The 18,883-nt window shown below is 62.5% G+C and carries 18 protein-coding genes; 7 read left to right on the top strand and 11 right to left on the bottom strand.

All coding sequences use genetic code 11. From position 1 onward, the window contains the following. Positions 1-65 precede the first annotated feature (65 nt). The 3 genes from AC1DYJ_RS19880 to moaA form a co-directional block, all read right to left on the bottom strand. The gene (locus AC1DYJ_RS19880; protein WP_477284151.1) at positions 66-422 is read right to left on the bottom strand and encodes a hypothetical protein; all 357 of its coding nucleotides are present in this window, start codon (positions 420-422) and stop codon (positions 66-68) included. Positions 423-532: 110 nt separating this feature from the next. Then, complete coding sequence (locus AC1DYJ_RS19875) at positions 533-1,015, bottom strand: hypothetical protein (protein WP_477284149.1); 483 nt, start codon at positions 1,013-1,015, stop codon at positions 533-535. 54 nt (positions 1,016-1,069) lie between these two features. Continuing rightward, positions 1,070-2,065 carry a GTP 3',8-cyclase MoaA gene (moaA, locus tag AC1DYJ_RS19870; protein WP_477284147.1) on the bottom strand — a complete coding sequence of 332 codons (996 nt, stop codon included), beginning with the start codon at positions 2,063-2,065 and terminating at the stop codon, positions 1,070-1,072. Positions 2,066-2,264: 199 nt separating this feature from the next. On the opposite strand from moaA, the gene AC1DYJ_RS19865 reads away from it, so the two are divergent. Further along, positions 2,265-2,618 carry a gamma-butyrobetaine hydroxylase family protein gene (locus AC1DYJ_RS19865; protein WP_477284145.1) on the top strand — a complete coding sequence of 118 codons (354 nt, stop codon included), beginning with the start codon at positions 2,265-2,267 and terminating at the stop codon, positions 2,616-2,618. On the opposite strand, the gene AC1DYJ_RS19860 is transcribed toward AC1DYJ_RS19865, so the two are convergent. Beyond that, entirely contained in the window at positions 2,615-3,070 is a 456-nt protein-coding gene (locus AC1DYJ_RS19860) for a nuclear transport factor 2 family protein (protein WP_477284143.1), read from the bottom strand. The two genes, AC1DYJ_RS19865 and AC1DYJ_RS19860, sit on opposite strands and share 4 nt — an antisense overlap. 146 nt (positions 3,071-3,216) lie before the next feature. On the opposite strand from AC1DYJ_RS19860, the gene AC1DYJ_RS19855 reads away from it, so the two are divergent. Next, entirely contained in the window at positions 3,217-3,828 is a 612-nt protein-coding gene (locus AC1DYJ_RS19855; protein WP_477284142.1) for a pyridoxamine 5'-phosphate oxidase family protein, read from the top strand. A 34-nt stretch (positions 3,829-3,862) separates the two neighbouring features. Here the strand turns inward: AC1DYJ_RS19855 and AC1DYJ_RS19850 are convergent, their stop codons facing one another. Both AC1DYJ_RS19850 and AC1DYJ_RS19845 read right to left on the bottom strand, forming a co-directional pair. Then, entirely contained in the window at positions 3,863-5,002 is a 1,140-nt protein-coding gene (locus AC1DYJ_RS19850; RefSeq protein WP_477284140.1) for a TolB family protein, read from the bottom strand. Positions 5,003-5,092: 90 nt separating this feature from the next. Continuing rightward, a complete protein-coding gene (locus tag AC1DYJ_RS19845) occupies positions 5,093-5,545 on the bottom strand; it encodes a MarR family winged helix-turn-helix transcriptional regulator (protein WP_112561703.1) in 453 nt (150 codons plus the stop codon). Positions 5,546-5,593: 48 nt separating this feature from the next. On the opposite strand from AC1DYJ_RS19845, the gene AC1DYJ_RS19840 reads away from it, so the two are divergent. Continuing rightward, on the top strand, positions 5,594-6,502 hold the full coding sequence (locus AC1DYJ_RS19840; RefSeq protein WP_477284138.1) for an alpha/beta hydrolase: 909 nt from the start codon (positions 5,594-5,596) through the stop codon (positions 6,500-6,502). A gap of 21 nt (positions 6,503-6,523) precedes the next feature. Here AC1DYJ_RS19840 and AC1DYJ_RS19835 read toward each other — a convergent pair whose 3' ends face one another. Both AC1DYJ_RS19835 and AC1DYJ_RS19830 read right to left on the bottom strand, forming a co-directional pair. Next, on the bottom strand, positions 6,524-6,925 hold the full coding sequence (locus AC1DYJ_RS19835; protein WP_477284136.1) for a rhodanese-like domain-containing protein: 402 nt from the start codon (positions 6,923-6,925) through the stop codon (positions 6,524-6,526). Between the two features lie 63 nt (positions 6,926-6,988). Further along, a complete protein-coding gene (locus tag AC1DYJ_RS19830; RefSeq protein WP_477284836.1) occupies positions 6,989-7,597 on the bottom strand; it encodes a TetR/AcrR family transcriptional regulator in 609 nt (202 codons plus the stop codon). A 100-nt stretch (positions 7,598-7,697) separates the two neighbouring features. Here AC1DYJ_RS19830 and AC1DYJ_RS19825 point away from each other — a divergent pair, with 100 nt between their 5' ends. Next, entirely contained in the window at positions 7,698-8,444 is a 747-nt protein-coding gene (locus AC1DYJ_RS19825) for a 3-oxoacyl-ACP reductase family protein (protein ID WP_477284134.1), read from the top strand. A 214-nt stretch (positions 8,445-8,658) separates the two neighbouring features. Beyond that, on the top strand, positions 8,659-10,539 hold the full coding sequence (locus AC1DYJ_RS19820) for a L,D-transpeptidase family protein (protein ID WP_477284133.1): 1,881 nt from the start codon (positions 8,659-8,661) through the stop codon (positions 10,537-10,539). A 95-nt stretch (positions 10,540-10,634) separates the two neighbouring features. Here AC1DYJ_RS19820 and AC1DYJ_RS19815 read toward each other — a convergent pair whose 3' ends face one another. The 3 genes from AC1DYJ_RS19815 to AC1DYJ_RS19805 all read right to left on the bottom strand — a co-directional run bounded on the left by AC1DYJ_RS19815 (position 10,635) and on the right by AC1DYJ_RS19805 (position 12,278). Next, the gene (locus AC1DYJ_RS19815) at positions 10,635-11,105 is read right to left on the bottom strand and encodes a hypothetical protein (protein WP_477284131.1); all 471 of its coding nucleotides are present in this window, start codon (positions 11,103-11,105) and stop codon (positions 10,635-10,637) included. A 91-nt stretch (positions 11,106-11,196) separates the two neighbouring features. After that, the gene (locus AC1DYJ_RS19810) at positions 11,197-11,937 is read right to left on the bottom strand and encodes a lysozyme inhibitor LprI family protein (protein ID WP_477284129.1); all 741 of its coding nucleotides are present in this window, start codon (positions 11,935-11,937) and stop codon (positions 11,197-11,199) included. 83 nt (positions 11,938-12,020) lie between these two features. Then, positions 12,021-12,278, bottom strand: a complete 258-nt coding sequence (locus AC1DYJ_RS19805; RefSeq protein WP_477284127.1) for a PepSY domain-containing protein — start codon at positions 12,276-12,278, stop codon at positions 12,021-12,023. A gap of 356 nt (positions 12,279-12,634) precedes the next feature. Between AC1DYJ_RS19805 and AC1DYJ_RS19800 the strand changes: the two genes are divergently transcribed. Together AC1DYJ_RS19800 and AC1DYJ_RS19795 are read left to right on the top strand one after the other, a co-directional pair. Continuing rightward, positions 12,635-14,407: an adenylate/guanylate cyclase domain-containing protein gene (locus AC1DYJ_RS19800; protein WP_477284125.1), complete on the top strand. Its 1,773-nt coding sequence runs from the start codon at positions 12,635-12,637 to the stop codon at positions 14,405-14,407. A 129-nt stretch (positions 14,408-14,536) separates the two neighbouring features. Continuing rightward, positions 14,537-18,859: a cytochrome P450 gene (locus tag AC1DYJ_RS19795; RefSeq protein ID WP_477284123.1), complete on the top strand. Its 4,323-nt coding sequence runs from the start codon at positions 14,537-14,539 to the stop codon at positions 18,857-18,859. Positions 18,860-18,883 lie beyond the last annotated feature (24 nt).

Raw genomic sequence — 18,883 nt, 5'->3', positions numbered from 1 at the left:
TAGGCCACGGATTTTCACCCGTGGCCTGCAAACCCCCGAGAAGGCCGGTCAGATGATCGGGTGCCTCATTTCGGCGTCAGCACTTCGGTGCCGCTGCCGTTCTTGCCGGCGATCGTCCAAAGGCCGTGCAGCGAGCCGTCATCCTCCACCTTGTAGACGACGAGGCCGATTTCCTTGCCCATGACATAGCCGGCGGAGAAGGCATTGTCGTTGCGCATGCAGATGCCGTCCGAGGACGATCCGCCGGTTTCCCAATGGATGGTGCAGGTGGTCTCGCTGGTCAGCGTGATGGTGGCCTCGCCGCCATATTTCGAGCCGTCGAAATTGGTGCCGGAGACGGTGTAGGTGCCGCCGATCGACTGGGCCGCTGCCGGCGCGGCTGCAAGTCCAAGCATTGCAAGAGAAAGTAAAAGTTTGCGCATGTCGTATTCCCCCAGTGAACAAAAAACCGCTACAGGCCGGAAGCTAGGCCCGAACGCGCTTGCGGTAAATCCGCCGGCTGTTTGCGCATAAGACTTTTTCTGGGATGTGACTAAAAATGCTCATCGACCTTGAGGCTGCCGGCGATGGCGCCGACCAGCGGGTCGTACTTCGCCTTCACGGCCGGTGGGTAATCGATCCAGACGGTGCGGATGACGCCGTCCTTGCCGAACAGGCGCCGCTCGTAAAAGATCTTTCCATCCTTGAGCCCCGACAGCACCGCCCAATTCTTGCCGGTCTTGCCGTAGCTGATCTCGTAACCCGCTTCTTTGCTCGCCTTTTCCTCTGCGACGAAGCTGTTCGGCGTCTCGTCGTCGACATTGTTGATGCCGGAGCAGATCAGGCTGGCGCCGTCGGCACTCAGCCATTGCTGCCCGTCACCATTGTCCGGTTCGGGCTGGCGGTCGGTGAAGATGTCGTCGGGAAAGGTGCAGACGGTGCCGAAGCGCGCATTGGTGTAGGTGAACGGTGCAGCATTGGCGCTGCCTGCCAACATCAGCGCTACCGAAACCAAACCCGGGAAAAGACGATTCATTCGGTGTCTCCAGTGAACATTGGAGACACCCCTTGCACCAAATCGCGGAAAAAATCAGCCGCCAGTGACGCTCATATGCCTGGACACCGAGGGGCGGCTGGTGCGGCGGTCGATGATGAAATCATGGCCCTTCGGCTTGCGGCCGATCGCTTCGTCGATGGCGTCGGCGACCAGTTCGTTGCCTTCGGACGCACGCAACGGGGCGCGCAGGTCGGCGGCATCCTCCTGGCCGAGGCACATATAGAGCGTGCCGGTGCAGGTCAGCCGCACGCGGTTGCAGCTTTCGCAGAAATTATGCGTCATCGGCGTGATGAAGCCGAGCCGGCCGCCGGTCTCGGCGACATGGACGTAGCGGGCCGGACCGCCGGTCTTGTAGGGGATGTCGCTCAGCGTGAACTGACGCTCCAGCGAAGCGCGCAGCAAGGACAGCGGCAGATACTGGTCGGTGCGGTCGGCGTCGATCTCGCCCATCGGCATGGTTTCGATGACGGTGAGGTCCATGCCGCGGCCATGCGCCCAGCGCATCATTTCGGGAATTTCGGCGTCGTTGAAATCCTTCAGCGCCACCGCATTGAGCTTGATCTTCAGCCCTGCGGCCTGCGCGGCGTCGATGCCTTGCATGACCTTGTCAAGATGGCCCCAGCGGGTGATGGCGTGGAATTTGTCGGCGTCCAGCGTATCCAGCGAGACATTGATGCGCTCGACACCGCAATCGGCGAGTTCGGCGGCAAAGCGCGACAGCTGCGAGCCGTTGGTGGTCAGCGTCAGCTCTTCCAGTGCGCCGCTTTTCAGATGTCGCGACAGCTGGCGCACCAGATGCATGATGTTCTTGCGCACCAGCGGCTCGCCGCCGGTGAGGCGCAGTTTGCGCACGCCCTTTTCAATGAAGACGGTGCAGAGCCGGTCGAGTTCCTCGAGCGACAGCAGGTCCTTCTTGGGCAGGAACGCCATGTCCTCGGCCATGCAATAGGTGCAGCGGAAATCGCAACGGTCGGTGACCGACACGCGCAAATAGCTGATCGTGCGACCGAAAGGATCGATCATGTTCATGCTTAAAGCGTTTCCCGTGGCTGTAGCGCCGTCGTTATATACAGCTATGTGATACGATCCAACCTGCCATTCAAGATAGCCGCTCTTGATCTTTGGTAACATTCCCCGGCCGACATCCGATGTCGGCGGGGTTCAAATGGCCTTTTCCGGTCGCGCGAAGCAGCGTAGGGAAGGGCGGATCGATGCAAGGTGGACGAGAATGACGGCGCCGAAGGAACTCAGAGTCTCGAAAGACAGAAAACTGCTGTCGGTCACCTTTCCCGATCATCGGCCGTTCGAATTGCCGGCCGAACTGCTGCGCGTCGCCTCGCCCTCGGCCGAAGTGCAGGGCCATTCGCCGGACCAGCGGGTGACGGTGCCAGGCAAGCGCAACGTCGCCATCCTGAAGATTGAGCCGGTCGGCAACTATGCCGTGCGCATCACCTTCGACGATTTCCACGACACCGGCATTTTCACCTGGAACTACCTGCACACGCTCGGCCACGAGAAGGAGGCGCGCTGGAACGCCTATCTCGCGGAACTCCAGGAGAAGGGGCTGAGCCGCGACCGCTAAGCCGTCCTGGTTGCATGTCTCGGCTCGGCCAGGGCCGCCAGGATCTCTTTGGTGTCGTAGTAGAAGGGTGTGCCCTCAAGCAATCGGCCGTCCCTGAAGCGCAGGACTTCGGCAAAGGGCTGCTGGATCGTCACGCCGTTGGCTATTGATGTCAGCGAAAGCGTGCAGTTCATGAAAACGACATCGTCATTTTGCGCCGCCTGGAGGTTCTCCACCGCCACATTGCTCCAGCTTTCCTGCATTCTCTGGAAAAGGGCGGCGATGCCTTCAAGGCCGTTCCAGTCGCCGGCATAAGGGAGCGATTGCGGCTCATGCACGACGACATCCCTGTGGAAGGCGCCGGTCAGCATCTCGATGTTGCCTGACCCCGATTGCAGGAAGCGCATTTCGACTTCGAACATGTTTTCGAGAAGTTCCATGGCGGTGCTCTGCCGCTCAAGCGCTTTGTCCATTTCGATCTCCGTGTCCGTTTTGTAAGGTCGACACGGTTTGCGCCTGAAATTATTGCGTCGACACCCGTTTCCTGATTGTCAGGCTTGGCGCGTCGCGAGGACGTCATGGAATTGGGATAACGCCGGCAAAGCTTCGGAGACGGGAAATGTCTGACATCACATCGGTTGAACAGCTCGAAGCGCTCTATGGCCTTCCCGGCGAAGCGTCGACGGTCAAGGAACTCGACCATGTCATCCCCGAATATGCCGCCTTCATCGAAGCCTCGCCCTTTGTTGCCTTAGCGACGAGCGGACCGGAAGGGCTCGACTGCTCGCCACGTGGCGATCTCGCCGGCTTCGTGCGCATTCATGACCCGAAGACCCTCATGATGCCGGACCGTCGCGGCAACAACCGCGCCGATTCGCTGAAAAACATCATCCGGGATCCGCGTGTCGGGCTGCTGTTCCTGGTGCCGGGCTCGGGCACGACGCTGCGCGTCAACGGCCGTGCCCGCATCACCACCGACGCCGCGCTTTGCGCCTCCTTCACCGTCGAAGGCAAGCCGGCGCGCTCGGTCACCATCGTCGATGTCGATTCGGTCTATTTCCAATGCGCCCGCGCCATCGTCCGCTCGGAACTGTGGAACCCGGCAAAACACGTCGACCCTAAATCGCTGCCGACGCCCGGAAAGATCCTGGAAGTCACCAGCCGCAAGAACATCGACGCCGAAACCTACGACAAGGAATGGCCGGAGCGGGCGAAGAAGACGATGTGGTGAGCCGAGCTCCCGGAAGCCAGGCTTTGCCGTCGCGCTATTGTCCCAATCTGACGAACAGCACCGTCCCAAGTTTGTCGCCCAATTGCGCGATGAGCATGGTGTCGTTCGAAGCCCAGATGAACGGCTGCTGGCCGCAACAGACCGCGGGGAAAAATGCTCCGCCGACAAGCAACCGGGCCGGCTTGCCAGGCGCCTCGGCAAGAAACAGGCCGCCGGGCATGTCGGCATTGGTTCTGTCGTAGGTGATATAGGCCAGCGCCGACCCGGTCGGCGACCATGCCACCCCGACGAGCTTCTGGACACGATCGACAGGCACGATCTCGCCACTGGCAAGATCGATGACCTTTGCATCGAGGCCCTTGGCCGTTTGCCCGAGCAGCAGCAGAAACTTCCCGTCGGCGGAAAAGGCCATCCCAGCCGGCTGGCCAGTGTCACTCATCGCAGCAACGCGCTTGGGCGTCGCTTCGCCCAGCTTCAGCAGATAGATGCCGGCTTTATCGGCATCGTCCTTATCGGCCACGCTATAGGCGATCTGCTTGCCATCCGCCGACGCCGTCATCGCCCAAACCCGGATTCTGCTCATGGAGGCAAATTCGAACGCAAGGTGGGGATCGCCACCGCCAGCGTCGATCGTCATCAGGCTCGTCGAAACACCTTGATTGATGCCTCCGTCGGGGATCGCGTAGCGGATAAAGACGATGGTGTCGCTGTCGATCCAATGGGCGAGGACGTCGACGTTCGCTGGCCCTTTGCCCTTGAGAAAGCTATCGCCGAAATTGTCCTCGGTCAGGGTCCTGACGGCAAATGTCGTCGGATCGAAAAGCCGGATGTCCGTATCCCTAAAATGCTGCAATCCGTAAGTGTATGTCGGCATCAGCAACTGGCCGCCCGCCGGCGACCAGAACATGTCAGCCGCTTCGCCCGGGCTGTTTTCGGGCGTGGATTGCGCGCAGGCCATTTTTGCCCAGGGCCCGATCTGCGCCGGAGCCAGCAGGCAGAATTCGCGGCCGTTGAGATGAAGCACCCGGCTGCCATCCGGCGACAGCAGCGCCGCCTTCTGGCCCGCACTGGTCCACATATCCTTGATGACCTTGGCGTCGAGGACGCGGTATTTCGCGTAATCCTGGGCGGCCGCAGGCCCGCACATCGCCGCAACGATGCCGAGCACGGCCATGGAAAAATTGCGCAAGGTAGGACGCATATCGATCGGCCCTCACACGAAACACTAAGAGCATGATCTTCCTCGCGATCATGCCCTGGCTGCTCAGGTGTCCTTCAGCACATCGTAGATCTTGCGCATCTGCTCGCCGATCATGTCGCACTGTTCCGGTGTCGACTGGCTCATAGCCTTTTCGATCAGCGCCATATGCACTTTAAGCGCCTTCATCAAAAGCTCCGTGCCGGCCTCGGTCAGCGTCAGCCGCAGCACCCGCTTGTCCTTCTCGTCGCCTTCGCGCACGAGCAGGCCGCGCGCCTCGAGTTGCGGCAACAGCATGGTGATGTTGGAGCGGCCGACCAGCAGTTTGCGGGCGAGATCGTGCTGCGACATGCCGGGATGGCGATAGAGGTTCATCAGCACATCGAGCTGCGCCGGCTTGAGATCCAGCGGCGCCAGCTTCACCGCCAGCGCGCGCTCCAGCACATGGCAGGCGCGCGCCACCGCGACCCAGTTGCGAAAGCGCGGGTTGTCCCAGGGCAGCTCTTGTTTAATGTTCATGTTTGAACTATTATGTTCATGCTTGAACGGAATGGATGGATCGCCACTATGGCATCATTTGGACTGAAGGTCATCCGGGGCGTGTTCGGCGCCGCAGAGCATGTGGCGCCCCGTCTGAGCGGCCGCGCCGCCTTCGAACTGTTCTGCCGCACGCCGAGCGTGAAGGCGCTGAGCGACGGCGAACGCCGCGCGGTCGACCGTGCCGCCGGCTTCATGGCCGAGGCGCGTCATCACCGGCTGAAGACCAAGGCCGGCTGCGTCATGGTGCACGAATTCCGGCCAGAGCCGGGCAGGGCATCCGCTGGCACGGTGCTGGTCATCCATGGCTGGCGTTCGCGCACCGAATATATGCGCGCGCTGATCGAAGGCTTTCGCAAGGACGGCTACAGGGTTGCCTCGCTCGACCTGCCGGGCCATGGCCAGTCGCTGGGCCGTCGTCTCAACATGGTCAATGCGGTCGAGGCGACCAGGGTGGCGGCTGACTGGTTCGGACCGTTCAAGGCGATCGTCGGTCATTCCTTCGGCGGCGCCGTCGCTGCCAACGCCATTGCCGGTTCCATCAAAGGGATCCAGCCGGTGGCGGCCGAACAACTGGTGCTGATTGCCGCACCCAGCTCCTTGCCGGCGATCTTCGCCGACTTCAGCCGCATGCTTAATGTCGGCCCGCGTTCGCAGGTCTCCATGGCCGATCAGGTGAAACGGCTGTCGGGCCGGCCGCTCAACGAATTCACCGGCGACCGCCAATTGGCCGAGGCGCCGGTGCCGACGCTGGTCATCCACGCGCCCGACGACCGCGAGGTTCCGGCCGACCATGCCAGGCGCTATGCCGGCGCTGGCAGCCATGTGCGGCTGCATTGGGCCGACGGTCTCGGCCACCGCCGCATTCTTGCCGACAAGGGCGTGGTTGAGCGCGCCGTGACTTTCGTCAGAAGCGAGCGCGAGCCGATACTGCACTGATCGCGCAGCTGGCGCGGTAAGCTACCCCTTCTTCTTGCCGCCGCCCGGTTCGACCGGCAGTCCGGCCGCCTTCCAGGCGGTGTAGCCGCCGAGAATGTGCTTGACCGGCGACAGCCCCATATCCTGCGCCGTCTTGGTCGCCAGAGCCGAGCGCCAGCCGCCGGCGCAGAAGAAGACAAAACTCTTGCCCGAGGCGAAGAACGGCTTGTGATATGGGCTTTCGGGATCGATCCAGAATTCCAGCATGCCGCGCGTGACATGCTTGGCGCCGGGGATCTGGCCGTCGCGCTCCACTTCCCTGGGATCGCGCAGGTCGACGAAGATGGTGCCCTCGTCGTCGAGCAGCCCGGCCGCTTCCTCAGGCGATAGCACCTCGATCTCGGCATTGGCCTCGTCGAGCAACTCGCGATACCCTTTTTTCACGAACAATCCCTCCCCGCATGTTGTCGCCGCTGAGCGGATTTCCAGCACAACGCCAGCGCTTTGTCACGCCGTTCCGGCAAGCCCTTGCCACGCTGCCATTGCCCCGGCGACCGTCGCCATCAGCGCGTCACACGAGGCGCCGTCGCGGGCCTGGATCGACATGCCGTGCTGGACCGTCGCATAGAAGGTCGCCGCCGCGTCGCTGTCGAAACCTTCCGGCAATTCGCCTTCCGCCACACCGCGCTCCAGCCGTCGCAGCAAGAGGGTGTGGTTCTCGGCACGGCGGCGGCGCAGATCATCGCAGATCGCGCCGCTGCTTGAGTCCTTGTGCAACGCGCCGAGTGCGATCAGGCAGCCCTGCGGGCGGTCGCTTTGCGAATAGGCCCTGGCTGTCTGGCGCAGGAAATTCTCGATCGCCTGACAGGCCGTCGGCGCCTCGTCCAGCGCTGTCCAGATCTCGGTGCCTTCGGTCCTTGTGTAATAGTCGGTCGCCTCGAGGAACAGCGCCTCCTTGCTGCCGAAGGCGGCATAGAGGCTGGGCGAGTTGATGCCCATCGCCGCGGTCAGGTCGGCGATCGAGGTGCCCTCATAGCCTTTGGCCCAAAACAGCTCCATCGCCTGCCGCAAGGCGGCGGTTCGATCGAAGGTGCGGGGACGGCCTCTTTCCGGCATGGCGCTCTTTTCTGTGTTGACCGATACATAATTCACTTGACGTCGCCGGACAAGATTGCCAGTTATTTATGTAGCGACCGTTATAGAAAAGGAGAATGACATGTCATCGAACGGATTGAATGGCAAGGCAGCACTGGTCACCGGTGGCAGCCGCGGCATTGGTGCTGCGATTGCCAGGCGGCTTGCGGCCGATGGCGCCGATGTCGCCATCACCTATGTCAACAGCGAGGCGCCGGCGCAGGCGGTCGTTGCCGAGATCGTGGCGGCTGGCGGGCGCGCCATCGCCATCCAGGCCGACAATCGCGACGCAGCGGCAATCGAAGGTTCGGTCACCGAGGCCGTCAATGCCTTCGGCCGGCTCGATATCCTGGTCAACAGCGCCGGCATCTGGCGCGCTGCGCCCATCGAGCAAATGTCGGTGGCAGACTTCGATGAAACCATGGAGGTCAATCTGAGAGCCCCGTTCGTCGCCTCGAAAGCGGCAGCCGCTCACATGGGCGAGGGCGGCCGCATCATCTCGATCGGCAGCAATCTGGCGGAGCGCGTCACCGACACCAGCCTCAGCGCCTATTCGACCAGCAAGGCAGCCCTGGTCGGGCTGACCAAGGCGCTGGCGCGCGACCTCGGTTCACGCGGCATCACCGCCAATGTCGTTCACCCCGGTTCGACCGACACCGACATGAACCCTGCCGAAGGCCCGCATGCCGAACACCAGCGGCAGAAGATGGCGACACCCCGCTTCGGCAAGGCCGACGAGATCGCCGGCATGGTTGCGTGGCTGGCTGGTCCGGAGGGGCGCTTCGTCACCGGCGCCGCGCTGACCATCGATGGCGGCGCCAACGCCTGAGGCGATAGCCTGCTTTGACGGCAGGGGCGGCGGCGACGCCGCTCCTGGCGTCACGATGTTGTGAAACTGTTCTGCAACAGACCCGCCAAAATTTATGGAAGCTTAACGAAATCGGTATGAATCAGTATAGTAGCGCCTTACATCCGCCATGCGGTTGGCAAAATCGTCTAGCGGCGCGGAACGGGAGTCGGCTTGCAGCCGGAGCGGGTGATTCATGAAATTCCTCGGAAATAAAGCCACTGTGATGCCGCTTGCAGTGGCGGCAACACTGGCCTTCGGCATGCCGCAGGCAAGCGCACAAGGCCTGTTCGACATGCTGTTCGGCGGTGGCGTCAGGCACAATCCGCAAGGCGAGTTCCCGCCGCCGCCCAAGCGCAAGCCGAAGCCCGCCGTATCGGGCGGAGGCGGCACCAGGATTAGCAGCCCGAGCTACTATACCTACAAGGCCGACAAGCTTGTACGCGTCGACTTCACGACATTGGTGGCAGCCCCGCCTCAGGTGGCAACAGCCGAGGACGCTGCCTTTGTGCCGTCGGCGACAAGCACCGCGTTCCGCGAAGCCGTAGCCGGCCTCAGCGACTACGAACTCTATGCCGAGCCCGATATCGCCAAGGCGTTGATCGCCTATTATTCTGCCAATCCTGACTTCATCTGGGTGAACGATGGCAGCGCCAATGCCCGCGCCCAGGATGCGGTGCGGGTGCTTGGCGAAGCGGCGAGCTATGGCCTCACGCCGGCCGACTACACGGTCGAAGTGCCGGCAGCCAATGCATCGGCGGTCGATGCCGACGCGCATCTGAAGGAGCTCGTTCGCTTCGAGATGGCGCTGTCGGCGCGCGTGCTGCGCTATGCCCATGATGCGCAGAGCGGCCGCGTCGATCCCAACCGCATCACCGGCTACTATGAATTTCCGCCCAAGCCCGTCGACATGGAAGGCGTGCTGAAGACGCTGGCGCACACCCAGGAAGTGCGCACCTATCTCGAATCGCGCCATCCGCAGAACGCCGAATACCAGGCGCTGCGCGTCGAATTGGAATCGCTGCAGGCCAGCGCCGAAAACGAAATCGTCGTCGACCCGAAACTGTTGCTGAAGCCCGGCGAGACCAGCGCTGAACTGCCGAAGCTGCTGACGCTGATCGCGCGCAATCTCGATGATGAGATGGGCGGCGCCTATGGCGAGATACTGTCCCGGCTCGGCACCAGCGACGTCTATGTTCCCGAACTGGTGCCGGTCATCAAGGCGGTGCAGGTCAAGGCCGGCATGAAGGGCGATGGCGTCATCGGCCCGCGCACTGTCGCAACGTTGGCTGGCGCGTCCAAGGCCGACAGGCTGCAGAAGGTGCAGGTGGCACTTGAAGAGCTGCGCTGGATGCCGTCCGACCTCGGCAGCCCGCGCGTCTTCATCAACCAGCCCGCCTTCACCGCCAGGTACATCGACAATGGCGAGGAGAAGCTGAAGACCCGCGTCGTCATCGGCCGCACCACCAACCAGACCGCCTTCTTCTTCAAGGAGATCAAGCAGGTCGATTTCCATCCCTATTGGGGCGTGCCGCAGTCGATCATCGTCAATGAGATGCTGCCCAGGCTGCGCAACGATCCGGGTTATCTCGACCGTGCCGGCTACGAGGTGACCGATTCGCGCGGCAGGCGGGTTCCCTCGTCGTCAGTCAATTGGGGCGCCTACGGCGCCAACATTCCCTACAGCGTGCGCCAGCAGCCGAGCGAAGCCAATGCGCTCGGCGAGTTGAAGATACTGTTCCCCAACAAGCACGCCATCTACATGCACGACACGCCGCAAAAATCCTTCTTCGAGCGTGACATGCGCGCGCTGAGCCATGGCTGTATTCGCCTGCAGGATCCGCGCGGCATGGCGGCGGCAGTGCTCGGCGTCTCGGTTGACGACGTGGCCGAAAAGCTGAAACACGGCCATGCGACCGAAGACGTGACGCGCACGATTCCCGTCTACGTCTCATACTTCACCGCCTGGCCGGACCTGTCCGGCAAAGTCGAATATTTCAATGACGTCTACGACCGCGACACGCGGCTGATGCAGGCCCTGGACGCGACCGAGGCAGTGCGCTCGCCGACGAGCTGATCCCAAAAGTGTTCCTCGTTTCGAGACGAGGAACCATTTCTATCTCTTTGGTTTCTTTAGAGTTTAGACGATAGGCGGTCGCGCGTTCCGTGCGATCAGCGCTGGATGAGCGGACGCCGGAAGCCGGCGTCGCGACCGGCGATCAGCCAATAGACCAAGCCGGCGAACAAGCCGGCAGCGGCGATGATGCCGATATCGGCCCAACGTTCGACGTTCTCTTCCGCGCCAGGCCAGATCAGGAAGAAGCCGCCTGCGGCGGCGGCAGCGCCAAACAACATGTGCACGAGAAAATTGCGCAGCGCGAAGAACTCGGCGATCAGCGCAAAGATCAACGTCTGCGCCCCGGTCAGGATGATCGTCAGGAAATAGACAAATATGCCGAGCGGCGGCCACAGCAACACCACCAGCGGCGTCAGGCCCATAGTGCCGAAATAATCCGGCGCGTTGGGCAGCGCGGCGAGCGCGCAATAGATCACCACCACCGCGATCAACCCGATCAGCACCGAAACGAAAAAGCCGGCAAGCATCATCAGGATGCGCTTCAAAACGTGCTTTACCATCGCCATGCACCCCCGTGCCCTGCAATCGTTGCGCGCACTGAGCCATTAAAGGCCCATCGGCGCAAGAGTGCATCCAGCAGTGCTTTGCGGCAAATCTTCAGGCGCCGCCGCACATATGCTGCGAATCCGGCAGCGCCCATGTGCCCTTGAGAGTCAGGTCCACGCCGTAATAGACCCGGCCGCGGTCGTCGCCCTCGGGGCAGTCGCGGGGTATCGATATCAGGCACATCACCACGGGGTCGCCGACCCTGGAACTTGCCAGGCCCGGCTCGCGGTCATAGGAGACCGCCACGCCGTCATTGGTAAACCCGGCACGGCTGCCAGCCTCAGGGCTTGCCGTCTCCAGCCGGTCGTCGCCAAGGCGCGTTGCCAGCTCGCTGATATGGGTAAAGGCGCATTGGCCGATCGACGAGGGCAGGGGCTGGTCGGGGCTTTTGGGATGGCGCGCGGCGATGTCGAGCGCCTTCTTGCCGATCAGCGCGATGTTGTAGTCCTGCACCCAGGACGGCGCATTGCCGTAGGTCTGCAGGGCGTTGTTCTGGGCGCTGACGATGCAGGCGGCATCCTGCCCGCAGGCATTCCTGTCGGCGATCAGCGCGCGGGCGATTTTGCGCTTGTCGCCGCCAAAGGCCGGCTCGAAGCCAACAAACGCCTTGGCGACCAGCGCATCGATTGCCGACAGTTGCGGGTCGGCGCAGATCGCCTTCTCCACCGGCAGGCTGGCCCTGCGGCAATCGAAGGACGGCCCCTCGGCACGTGCTGGACCAAGCCAGACCGATCCGCCAGCCAGGGCGACCACAAGCGCAAGCCAGTTGGCAATTCGATTGGAAGAAAGCATGGTCGCCCCGTTGTCCGACAACTGCCGCCATTCTAGGCAAAAAGCGCGGCGGACGGAATTGTCGAAGCGGGACGGTGTTTGCGCTATTTCGGTTCGGCGGTCACCGGATCGAAGGTGATTTCGACTTTCGCCTTGTCGGCCGTGTAATAGGTGACGGTGTAGCCGTCCTTGTCCCAGTCGACCTCCTTCACATAGCGGAAGCCGTCGCGCTGTTCGACCTTGGCGATGATTGCCGACAGCTTCTGGGCATTCTGCGGCGGCAGCAGGCTCTCATCCGCGGCAAAGGCGGTTGAGCCGGCGAGAACCAGTGCAGCGCCGGCTGCCAAAACAAGACTACGCATGATTTCCCTCATTTCATGTTGGCATCGATCGCACTGGAAACTCGTTGGCAGGCCAGTTTGTTCCGCCAGGGCTGACATCGCGTGACTTTCGCGAAGCTCAGGAAACGCAACCCGGAGGGGCGAATACCCGCGCATTCGCGCTAACCGCCGGCTAACCATGGCCGCTACCGTGACCTGCGCTGGACAACCCGATGGTGGTAGAGCTTTCGTCTGGACCCTGCTAGACTTTGGTCCTGGCAGGGTGGCATGGCGCGCCAGACCTGCCGGGATCTTCTTCTCTCAGCGGACGGCGAAGCGTTTCAGGAACGGGTCGTCGCCTGTGCTAGACCAGAACCAGAAGGGACCGGGGCTCAAACATGGCTGTACGGAACTACACCCGTCAGCTGGCGACAATCATTTCTATCGATGCCGTCGGGTTTTCACGGCTGATGGGCATCGACGATGAGTCTGCTGTCGCGGCATTCGAGGAGCGGCGAGACATCATCGCCGACAGCTGTGGCACGTTTGGCGGCCGCACGTTCGGCGACGCCGGCGACAGCATCATGGCCGAATTCGGCAACCCGATCGAGGCCTTGCGCGCGGCCTTTGATTTCCAGGGCCGAATCGTCGCGCTCAACGCATCGGTCGCCGACGACATGCGCATGCCGTTTCGCGCCGGCATCAACACCGGCGACGTCATCGTGCGTGGCGGCCAATTGTACGGCGACGACGTCAACATCGCCGCCCGCATCCAGGAGTTCGCACCGGGCGACGGTCTCGCCGTTTCGGAGACGACCTGGCACCATGTGAAGGACAAGACGGCGGCCGAATTCACCGATCTCGGCGAATTCATGCTGAAGAACATTGCGCTGCCGGTGCGCGTCCTGATCGCCGGGCGCAGCGGCAACGGATCCTCGCCGGCGGCCTCGTTCGCAGCGATCCCTCAGGTCAACGCCCCGCAGAGGCTGTCGTCCAAAGGGCCGCCGGCGATTGCCGTGCTGCCCTTCCATGCCGATGGCGGCGAGCACGACGTCGGCTATATGGCCGACGGCATCGCCGAGGACATCATTTACGGTCTTTCCAACACCAAGTGGCTCTCGGTCATCGCCAAGGGCTCCAGCTTCCAGTTTCGCGACGATACGCTGGGCACGCGGGTGATCGGCAATGCGCTCGGTGCGCGCTACATCGTCAGCGGCACGCTGATGCGCAATGGCGGCCAGATCCGCCTCAACACCTCACTGGCGGACGCGTCCAACGGGCGGCTGGTTTGGTCGCAGCGCTTCGATCGCGACCTGGTCGACATCTTCAGCCTGCGCGACCAGATCGGCGCCGAGATCGTTTCGATCCTCGACAAGGAGGTCGACCGGGCGGAGCAGGCGCGCACGTTCCAGGTGCCCTGGGAAAGCCTGGAGACCTGGCAGCTGGTGCGGCGCGGCCGCTGGCATATGAACCGCCGCACGCGCGGCGACACCGAAACCGCGCTGGAATTCTTCCAGAAGGCCTACCGCGAGGACCCCAATTCGAGCGCCGTGCTCAACGAACTGGCCTGGTGGTATTTCTGGCGGGCATGGCTGCGTTTTGGCGACAGCGACGATTTGAACAAGGTCGAGCAGTTCGCACGCAAGGCTCTGCTGATGGACAGCCTGGATGCGCGTCCGCATGCCCATCTCGGCGCTGTCGACATCATGCGGGGCGAACCGCGGTCGGCGGTCGACCATCTCGAGGAAGCGATCCACATCAATCCGAGCTTTGCCTTCGCGCGCTCGGCTATGGGCAGCGCCCAGCTGCTGCTCGGCAATGCCGCATCGGCGATACCGTTCTTCCTTGACACCGAGCGGTTGAGCCCGTTCGACCTCTACCGCTTCCACAATCTGGGGGAAYTGACGGCAGCCTACAGTTTCGTCGAGAACTGGCCGGCGGCGATCGCCGCCGCCGACCGTTCGCTCAACCTGTCTCCGAGCTATTTCTACGCCAGGTTCCTGAAAATCGGCGCCCTGATGCGCAGCGGCCGGCCGGAACAGGCACGGCGCGAGAAGGCCATTTTCGCCACCCGGCACCCCGATTTTTCCGAACAGCGTGTGCGCTGGATACCGTTCACCGACAAGGCAGCGAACGAGTTCCTCGTCGCCAATTTCCAGCTGGCCAAATGAGCATGGGGGTCAATGCTGGCCGAACACGGATTAACTGTGAAAAAATTCACATACGCACAACCGATGCAAACCTAGGCGTTGAAGGGCCGGCATCGCAATAACGTGGACAGCCGGGGGGCTTGAACGCGCATGACCAAACTGAAGTATTTCGACGGCATTCGTGAAGCCCAGAAAAACCAGCGACCGCTGTCGGAAATGCCGCCTTTCGATCTCGGCAGGATCCGCAAGACAGGGCTGATTGCGCGCATCGTCGGGTCTCTGTTCGAAGATCCCCGCTGGGCGCTTTCCTTGTTGAGGCGCTTCCGTCCGACCGGCATGCTGTTCGGCGTTCTCCTCGTCACCAAGAACGCCGATGTCCGCGACATACTGGAGCGCGGCGACGAATTCCAGACCCCTTACGGCCCGGAAATGACCGAGCTTGCACGGGGCTCCAACTTCATCCTCGGCATGCAGGACGGCGCCGACTACCGCCGCATGAAATCGTCCGTGCTGAGCGCCTTTCCGCCGGCCGAGGTCGAAGCCGCCGTCAGGCCGATCGCCGCGCGTCATTCGCAAGAGATCATGATGCACGCCAGCCCCGGTTTCGATGCGATCTCCGGATTGATGAAAATCGTTCCGGTGCACATCTGCCGCGATTATTTCGGCCTCGAGATCGACGACGAATCCGAATTCGCCGACTGGGCGATCGCGCTGAGCGCGCTGTTCTTTTCGGATCCGGGTGCGAGCCCTGTCATGCGCGAGTTGGCGGTGGTGGCGGGCGACCGCCTTCTCAAAGTCATCGATCGCTCCATTCAGTCCGTCAGGGACCGCGGCTTGAAGACCGAGCAACCGCTGCCGCGGCTGGTTGCCCAGATGGATCAGGGCAAGCTGTCGCGCGACGACCTCAATTCGATCATGCTTGGCATGGTCGCCGGCTTCGTCCCGACCAATGTTCTGGCTAGCGGCAATTGTCTCGACGTGATCCTGTCGCGGCCGGATGCCCGGCAAGCCATCGACGCCGCGCTTGCCGAAAACGACACCGGCAAGCTGGACAAGGCCGTGCTCGAAGCCATGCGCTTCAAGCCGATCTGGATCGGCCCGTGGCGCTACACCGCGCGCGACGCGACCATCGGCAAGGGCACGCGCCGCGAGCGTGTGGTGAAGGCCGGCACCGTGGTGATGCCGGCCACGCTGTCGGCGATGTTCGACGCTGACGCCGTGCAGAACCCGAACCAGTTCGACACATCGCGCCCGCATCGCGATTACATGGTCTTCGGCCATGGCATCCATCAGTGCATCGGCGCCGAGATCGCCAGGATCCAGATCGGCGAAAGCCTGCGCGCTCTGTTCCAGAAGCAGAACCTGCGCCGCATGTCGGGCAAGGCCGGGCGCATGACGCGCATCGGCGCTTATCCCGAAACCCTCAAGGTCGATTTCGAACCGGCACCACTCTGCCGCACCGTCACACAGTCGATGGTGACGGTGGTCTGTCCGGTCACCCGGTCCGGATCGCTGGACGCTGTGCGCGACAAGGTCGCCAGCCTCGGCAATCCGGCCAGCGAAGAGGTCCGCACCGCGCTCGACATTGTCGGCACCATCCATTTCACGAGCCTGGCCGTTGTCGGCACGGGCGAGATGGACGCTGATACCGGCCAGGAAAAAGGTGCTCTGGTTCTCGAGATTTCCGGCGACGGCAGCGTCGACGACGTCATCGATGCCGTGACGCACGCCATCGGGCACCGGCTGCGGCCGATCTTCAAGGACGTCTGCGACCTGCGCGATGGCGGCGCCTTGAACGATTTCCTGCGCAAGCACAATGTCGACATCTCGCCGTCCTTCGGCAGCAACGCCGGACTGGTGTTTTCGGGCACGCCCGGTCATTCGGTCCAGCGCATCATGGCCGAGGCCGAGCTTTTCGAAGCTGTGCGCGGCATCGTGGAGCGGCCGCGCCAAGGCAGCGGCAACGCTCCCGCCGTGCTCGCGGAAGCTCGCCAGCATCTTCAGTCATTGGGGACGTTTGCCTGGGCGTTCGAGCCGGCCGAAAGCCTGCTGGAAAAGCCGCCGGGCCATTGGGGCCGTGCCCTGATGACGACCTTGCTGGTACCGCCGGTCTTCGCCACGGTGGCGATCATCTGGGCTGCTTGCTGGTATATGACGTACAGTGTGGTCTTCGGCAGATCGATCGACATCAGTTCCCACGAAATCTCGTTCACCGCCATAGCCGTGGCAATCACTTCACTTCTGTTGTCGGGACTTGGAGTGTTGGTGGCAGCGGCGCTGCTGGTGTTTGCGTGCTTGCTGGCGCTGCGACGCCGCGAGGACAGAGATCGGCCGGAAAGCACATCGATCGGCATATCTGAATTGAACGCGATACTCGTCAAGGAGGACCACGCGGCGCAGAACCATCTGACCGCGATTTCGACGATGAAGGCCGGCATCTTGCGGCGCCTGGCGCTCAGGTTTTCCTTCTACCTGATCTCGATAGCTGCCCAGAAGGTGTTCAAGCCAGGCTTCCTCAACACCATCAACACCATCCATTTTGCCCGCTGGATACTCCTGCCGGGCTCCAACAGACTGATGTTCTTCTCCAACTACGGTGGCAGCTGGGAAAGTTATCTTGAGGACTTCATCGCCAAGGCATCCGCTGGCCTGACCGGCGTGTGGAGCAACACCGTGGGCTATCCACGTACACGATGGCTGTTCCTTGACGGCGCGCGTGATGGCGATCGCTTCAAGCGCTGGGCGCGGCGCCAGCAGGTGCCGACACTGTTCTGGTACTCCGCCTATCCCCAAATCAACACAACGCGCATCCGGATCAATTCCCGGATCAGGCGCGGCATTGCTTCGGCCGTCGGCAACGAGGCGCGCGACTGGCTGAGCTTGTTTGGTTCGCTACGGCGCCCGGCGAGCGAAACGACCACCGTTCAAAAGACCACCTCGCTGCTGGCCAATATCAGTTCTGCCTTTCCGGCACCTCTCGAGCAGCAGCTGGAAACCGGCGAGATCCAGTCCATCTTCTTCGGCCCGCTCGGCCCGCTCGGTTATTCGCACATGCTTGCGATCCGCGTGCCGGACAAGTTGCCGGCGCCCAAGCGCAGAGCCTGGCTCGATTTCGTTGTTGAGCAGACGAGTTTCGGCGAAGGCAGGCCCGCCGGGCGCGCTATGATAGTAGCCTTTGGCCCCGGTGGCCTGCGGCAGTTTGGGCTCGACGAGGGTGTCGAGGGCGATCCATTGGAAACATTTCCGATCGCCTTTCGCCATGGCATGGGCAATCCCGAGCGTGGGCGCATTCTGGACGACCGAGGCCGCGACGGCCCGGAAGAGTGGGAGTGGGGGTCGCTGGCGAACCCTGTGGACGCGGTCATCGTCTGCTATGCTGAAGACCCGGGAAGGTTGAAGACCGAGATTGCCAGCGTGAAACGAAAGACGGTCGGTGCCGGCATGAAGGTCGTCGCCGAGCTGCCACTCGCCGTAAATCGCGGTCCGACCGACACGAGTACGAAATCGTCCGATGGGGCAAAGCGCGACGGTAGGTCGGAACGCGGGCCGGCCTACGAGCATTTCGGTTTCGCGGACGGGATTTCGCAGCCGATTGTCCGAGGCACAACCCGCGCCAGCAGGGGCGCCGCGCCCATGCATCTGGTCGCGCCCGGCGAGTTCCTGTTCGGTTATCGTGACGAGCATGGGTTCTACCCAGCGTCGCCCTCGGTAAGCGCATCACGCGATCGGACCGGAATCCTTTCGCAGGTGCGCCGTAGCCGGCTTATTCCTGGCTTGCCGACACCGCCGCGCGATTTCGGCCGCAACGGCTCATTCCTCGTTGTTCGCCAGTTCGAGCAGCATGTCGACATCTTCAACGACTACTGCAAAAAGGCTGCAGCCCTGGTCGCGAGCCAACTCGGCAACCAAGCCATCACGCAAGACTGGATTGCCGCCAAGATGCTCGGCCGCTGGCAGAACGGCAGCTCACTGGTGCGCAACCCCGATCATCCGGGACGCGTTATCGACAACAACTTCGCCACTGGCGCCGAGGACCCGCAAGGCCATCGCTGCCCGCTTGGTGCGCACATACGCCGTTCCAACCCACGCGATTCGCTGGGTGAGGACCGCGATACGCAGATCAATATCGGCAAGCGCCATCGTATCCTGCGGGTCGGCCGCACCTATGAGAAGCAGGACGGCAAGAACGGCAAGGTCGAAAAGGGACTGCTCTTCATGTGCCTTAACGCCGACATCGAGCGCCAGTATGAATTCATCCAGCAAACCTGGGTTTCGTCGGCCACGTTCCAGGGCCTCGTCGCTGAAAAGGACCCGACGATCGGTTCGCGCGACGGCGATGGCAGGTTCACCATTCCGTCATGGGAAAAGGTCACGACGCTCCGGGACATGCCGCAATTCGTCACCACAAGGGGCGGCGGCTACTTCTTCATGCCCAGCCGCTCGGCGTTGCGCTACCTGATTTCGCGACTCTGATTCGCCTGATCTTCTGGAGCAGGA

This window comes from Mesorhizobium sp. P2_B11, assembly GCF_056404855.1.
Note: the sequence above shows the minus strand (reverse complement) of the source record. Positions and strands in the feature narration are given on the sequence as shown.

What these genes read in the sequence shown, in the direction of transcription:
- moaA (WP_477284147.1), bottom strand. Translation starts at nt 2,065, where the DNA reads ATGAACATGATCGATCCTTTCGGTCGCACGATCAGCTATTTGCGCGTG.
- AC1DYJ_RS19795 (WP_477284123.1), top strand. Translation starts at nt 14,537, where the DNA reads ATGACCAAACTGAAGTATTTCGACGGCATTCGTGAAGCCCAGAAAAAC.
- AC1DYJ_RS19805 (WP_477284127.1), bottom strand. Translation starts at nt 12,278, where the DNA reads ATGCGTAGTCTTGTTTTGGCAGCCGGCGCTGCACTGGTTCTCGCCGGC.
- AC1DYJ_RS19830 (WP_477284836.1), bottom strand. Translation starts at nt 7,597, where the DNA reads ATGCCGGAAAGAGGCCGTCCCCGCACCTTCGATCGAACCGCCGCCTTG.
- AC1DYJ_RS19845 (WP_112561703.1), bottom strand. Translation starts at nt 5,545, where the DNA reads ATGAACATTAAACAAGAGCTGCCCTGGGACAACCCGCGCTTTCGCAAC.
- AC1DYJ_RS19840 (WP_477284138.1), top strand. Translation starts at nt 5,594, where the DNA reads ATGGCATCATTTGGACTGAAGGTCATCCGGGGCGTGTTCGGCGCCGCA.
- AC1DYJ_RS19815 (WP_477284131.1), bottom strand. Translation starts at nt 11,105, where the DNA reads ATGGCGATGGTAAAGCACGTTTTGAAGCGCATCCTGATGATGCTTGCC.
- AC1DYJ_RS19850 (WP_477284140.1), bottom strand. Translation starts at nt 5,002, where the DNA reads ATGGCCGTGCTCGGCATCGTTGCGGCGATGTGCGGGCCTGCGGCCGCC.
- AC1DYJ_RS19860 (WP_477284143.1), bottom strand. Translation starts at nt 3,070, where the DNA reads ATGGACAAAGCGCTTGAGCGGCAGAGCACCGCCATGGAACTTCTCGAA.
- AC1DYJ_RS19825 (WP_477284134.1), top strand. Translation starts at nt 7,698, where the DNA reads ATGTCATCGAACGGATTGAATGGCAAGGCAGCACTGGTCACCGGTGGC.
- AC1DYJ_RS19865 (WP_477284145.1), top strand. Translation starts at nt 2,265, where the DNA reads ATGACGGCGCCGAAGGAACTCAGAGTCTCGAAAGACAGAAAACTGCTG.
- AC1DYJ_RS19880 (WP_477284151.1), bottom strand. Translation starts at nt 422, where the DNA reads ATGCGCAAACTTTTACTTTCTCTTGCAATGCTTGGACTTGCAGCCGCG.
- AC1DYJ_RS19810 (WP_477284129.1), bottom strand. Translation starts at nt 11,937, where the DNA reads ATGCTTTCTTCCAATCGAATTGCCAACTGGCTTGCGCTTGTGGTCGCC.
- AC1DYJ_RS19875 (WP_477284149.1), bottom strand. Translation starts at nt 1,015, where the DNA reads ATGAATCGTCTTTTCCCGGGTTTGGTTTCGGTAGCGCTGATGTTGGCA.
- AC1DYJ_RS19855 (WP_477284142.1), top strand. Translation starts at nt 3,217, where the DNA reads ATGTCTGACATCACATCGGTTGAACAGCTCGAAGCGCTCTATGGCCTT.
- AC1DYJ_RS19820 (WP_477284133.1), top strand. Translation starts at nt 8,659, where the DNA reads ATGAAATTCCTCGGAAATAAAGCCACTGTGATGCCGCTTGCAGTGGCG.